Source organism: Dethiosulfatibacter sp., assembly GCF_983023055.1.
The window spans coordinates 1-2,939 of record NZ_CEZJXU010000340.1; the positions used below are offsets into that span (position 1 = coordinate 1).

Consider the following 2,939-nt stretch of genomic DNA (forward strand, 5'->3'; position numbering starts at 1 on the left):
GCAGCTTCTGTGATAATACAGAAAACCGCTGTCTGCCTTATATTTGATTCCTTCATTTAGCCAGTGAAGGGAAGTCATATAATCGCTCTTTACCTTGTATAGAAGAGAAAGATTAAGGTAGATGGAGGGATTGTTGGGGTCTAGCTCCATTGAAGCCTTGTAGTACTTTTTAGCCTCATCGAATTTCCCCATTTTACCATTTACGACTCCCAGATTGAAAGCGGAGGTTGGATTGTTCTTGTTAATTTCATAGGCTTCCTTGAAATACTTTTCCGCCTTTATATTCATGTTGAATTCTTCGTAGAGAGAACCAAGGTTTGTAATGGCCCAGTAGTCCTTACTGTTAAGTTCAAGTGACTTGAAATAGTTCTTTTCACTTTTTTCAAAATCACCCATTTTCTGATAGAGACCTGCAATGAAGAAATATGCCTGTTGGTAAAGCTCATCAAGTTCCAGTGCCTTAAGATATGCTTCTTCCGCAGCTTCGTATTCTCCAAGCTCCTCATTCACAATTCCCAGGCCGAAGTAGGCCCTAGGTTCAGTTTCATCTATTGTAGATGCATCGAGAAAGGTGTTTTTGGATTCTTCGAGATTTTCATTTTCATAATATATGAAACCAATATCAAGGAGAAGGTCAATGTCTTGACTTTCTCCCATATATACCTTTGATTTTTCGTAAAACTTAAGTGCTTTCTCCACATTGTCTTGTTCCAGAAAGCTTTCTGCTATTATTCTATAGTTGTTTTTTAGTCTTGTACTGTAGTCTATTGCTTTAAACATTAATCACTCCTGTGCATTGTAAATCAGTTTTACCTTTTCTTCTTCCATGATAAAGCTGATTTCCATTCCTTCTTTTATATTTCCCTTCAAGTAAGCTTCTGAAATTTCATCTTCGATGAGTCTCTGAATTGTTCTTCTTAAAGGACGTGCTCCGTATTTACTGCTGTATCCTTCTTTCAGTATAAATTCCTTCACTTCGTGGGATACATTGAGTTTGATTTTTTTATTTTTGGCTTCATCTGCAACTTCATTGACCATTAGATCTATTATTTGTCTAAGCTCCACATGGTCAAGCTCTGAAAATACAATTATTTCATCAACCCTGTTTAAAAACTCAGGTCTAAAAGTATTTTTTAGTGCATCATTAACCTTTGATTCAAGAGCGTCATGCTCCTTGTTGCCGAAGCCTATCTTGTTGCCATTTATACTTGTTCCTGCATTTGAAGTCATTATCAATACTGTGTTTTCAAAGTTTACTGTTCTTCCCTTTGAGTCTGTAAGTATTCCGTCTTCAAGTATCTGCAGTAGAATATTGAAGATGTCAGGATGCGCTTTTTCAATTTCATCTAGAAGTATTACTGAATAAGGCTTTCTTCTTATTTTTTCAGTTAAAAAACCTGCCTGGTCGAATCCTATATACCCTGGAGGTGCTCCTATAAGTTTTGATACTGTATGTTTTTCCATATATTCGGACATATCAAGTCTTATCATTGCCTCTTCATTTTCAAAAAGTTCATAGGCTATAGTTCTTGCAAGTTCTGTCTTTCCAACTCCTGTTGGTCCAACAAATATGAAGGACGCAGGTTTCTTTTTTTTCTTGAAGCCTGATCTGCTTCTTCTGATGGCCTTGGAAACACTTGTTACAGCCTTGTTCTGACCAATTAGTCTTCTATGAAGTCTACTTTCAAGGTTTAGAAGCTTTTCAGCCTCTCCTTCTGAAATTTTGTGAACAGGTATCTTTGTCCAAGCTTCAATTACATATGCAATGTCCTCTGTAGTCAGCTGAACATCTTCGCATTCCTTTTCGATTTCCGCTATTCTTGCATCCAGTCTGATTTCATGCATTTTGCAATCTGCTGCTTTTTCATAGTCATCCTCTTCAGCGGCAAGTTCCTTGTCGTATTTTACCTTAACAAGTTCAGATCTTAGAGATTCAAGTTCAACTAGACCCATGTTCATAAGATTTGCTCTTGAACCTGCTTCGTCGATTACATCAATTGCTTTGTCGGGAAGGAACCTGTCTGTAATATACCGTTCAGACATATTAACAGCAGATTCTATTATTTCATCGCTTATTTTAACTTTGTGGTAAGATTCGTAGTAGTCTTTGATTCCTTTGAGAATTTCAATACTTTCGGCTATGGAAGGTTCTTCAACCATTACAGGTTGGAATCTTCTTTCAAGGGCAGCATCCTTTTCAATATGTTTTCTATATTCATCAAGGGTTGTTGCACCTATAATCTGAACTTCTCCTCTTGCCAAAGCAGGCTTAAGGATATTTGCAGCATTCATTGCACCACCTTCGGCTTCTCCAGCTCCTACAATATTGTGAAGCTCGTCTATTACAAGGATTACATTCCCATTTTTCTTCGCTTCTTCTATAATAGCCTTCATTCTGGATTCGAACTGTCCTCTGAACTGAGTTCCAGCTACAACTGCAGTTAAGTCAAGAAGGTATATTTCTGTATTGAACAGTTTTACAGGAACCTGCTTTTCAATGATTCTTACAGCAAGACCTTCAGCTATGGCTGTCTTACCAACACCAGGCTCTCCTATGAGTACGGGATTATTCTTTGCCCTTCTATTGAGTATTTGAACCACTCTGTCTATTTCTCTTTCCCTGCCTATGATTCTGTCGATTTCCTTGTTCTTTGCCATATTTGTAAGGTTTATTCCATAGGTATCAAGGAATTTCTTTTTCTTTTTGTTCTTCTTCATCTTTGTTTTGATATTTCCTAGTACACCTTCATCGCTTACCGGTTTTTCATCTTCTACAATTTTCTCGTCATCTTCAGTTTCGAACTCATTTGAACTGTTGTTTTTAAGTCCGGAAAAAGCACTATTCAACAGATTTGAGAATGGATTATCTGCATTTTCAGGATCGCCATCTTCAATATTTTCAACCATTTCGTTGAGCTGATTCATATCAATGTCTCCCA

General features: G+C 37.2%; 2 protein-coding genes. Both read right to left on the bottom strand.

Annotated features, from left to right (window positions below):
- Positions 1–780: tetratricopeptide repeat protein (locus tag AC3AX0_RS10670; protein ID WP_487550271.1), on the bottom strand; the 780-nt coding region annotated here is incomplete at its 3' end.
- A gap of 3 nt (positions 781–783) precedes the next feature.
- Positions 784–2,939: ATP-dependent Clp protease ATP-binding subunit (locus AC3AX0_RS10675; RefSeq protein ID WP_487550272.1), on the bottom strand; the 2,156-nt coding region annotated here is incomplete at its 5' end.